The sequence below is a fragment of the Methanocalculus sp. genome (assembly GCF_029762515.1).
In the GTDB taxonomy this organism is placed as follows: Archaea; Halobacteriota; Methanomicrobia; order Methanomicrobiales; family Methanocorpusculaceae; genus Methanocalculus.
On the sequence record NZ_JARVGN010000502.1, the window covers coordinates 1 to 1,444 of the forward strand.

1 protein-coding gene is annotated in these 1,444 nt (G+C 41.4%); it reads right to left on the minus strand.

All coding sequences use genetic code 11. The features are described from left to right. A partial coding sequence (locus QCH34_RS12635) for a HEAT repeat domain-containing protein (protein WP_300334652.1) occupies positions 1–1,444 on the minus strand: 1,444 nt, incomplete at both ends.

The window sequence follows — 1,444 nt, forward strand, 5'->3', positions numbered from 1 at the left end:
GTTCTTTTCAGAGAATCGCTCTCTGCTATTTGAGATTCTGATAGGTTTTTTATTCGGATAGGTTGAGAGTCAATGATTTCTGTCGAAGATTCTAAGCGTAAATCAGGTTTTATATTCAGGATTTCTTTTTTCAGAAGATCTTTTACATTTTTTGAAGATTCAACAGAATATCGCTTTTTAAAGACTTCAAATGCATCTGGTGCTCCAATTTTGGCGAGAGCCGAGACAGCCGCGGAACGCACTGATATTTGAGAATCATCAAGACATTTGATCAGTAAGGGAACGATTTCTCGAGATCGATTCCCATCGACGTGATGGAGGGCGAAGGCCCTGATCTGCGAATCTTTTGTTGTTTCGATTATCTTGTACAATATCGGATCAACATCGGCATCTTTCTTGATTATAATCGCTCGGATTGCACGTTTTGCACTATCCCGGGGATTTTCCAAAGCGATTTTTTCGAGCACCTCAAGTGCTTCTTGAGAACTGATGGAAGAGATTGCATCAATAGCTGCATGTCTAACACGCCGTTCTCTCGAATGCTCCACCTGATATAACGCATGAGGTGGAAATGGAATAAAGTGCTCTCGAATTGTCCTGAGGACTTCCAGTTGAACAGATGCAATGTTGTCCTCCAGCACCCTCTTTAAGAACTCAATATCTATCGGGACATTGCCATTCCGCATCATTCTAACCGCCGAAACACGCGCTGATATATTTCGTGATTCGAGCGACAGCATTGCCTTCTTCATAACATGATTCTGCCATACAGATCGATGAATTTCAGATTTGTTGTCCGCTTTCATCATTTCCGGGCGTTCATTGGACATCACCAAATCCTGATTATCAGAACTATTGGATGGTCTCCCGAGAATCACACTTTCTGGTATCATGAAGATCATCCCGAACAGTCTCATATTTATTTCTTGAAATCGTTCAATTTCAGATTCAACCCTGTTTAAAGCACAAAATGACAAAATATCATGCAGATTAAGAACAAGATACTGCAGTTCGGGGATTGTTCCTGGGCCTTGCATCAGATACCGTTCATACTTCTGATGTTCCTTATTCAGATTGCGTCGTCTGAATCGGTTTCCCAGCATTTCAGGGTCGTCTGCAATTTTATTTTTGATCGATACGTACAATTCATCAGACTCAAGTGCAGGGAGCGGTCCATATACGGTTGAAATATAACTAAGTTGGTGGTTCCCAAAATAGTGCTCTACTTTCCCGGGAGGCATTTCCCAGAATGATGCGATTTTCTGGCAATAATAATGTAATAAGTCTTCCTTCTGAGGTAAAAATCGAGATTGATCTATTGTATTTAGAAATGCTGACCACCCAAGCAGACTAAATCCAAGGGTAGGATCAAAGATCCGGGCATGGATTGGAATGGGGATCAGAGAATAACGCAAATTTATTCGTTTTCCCTCACGCTCATCAC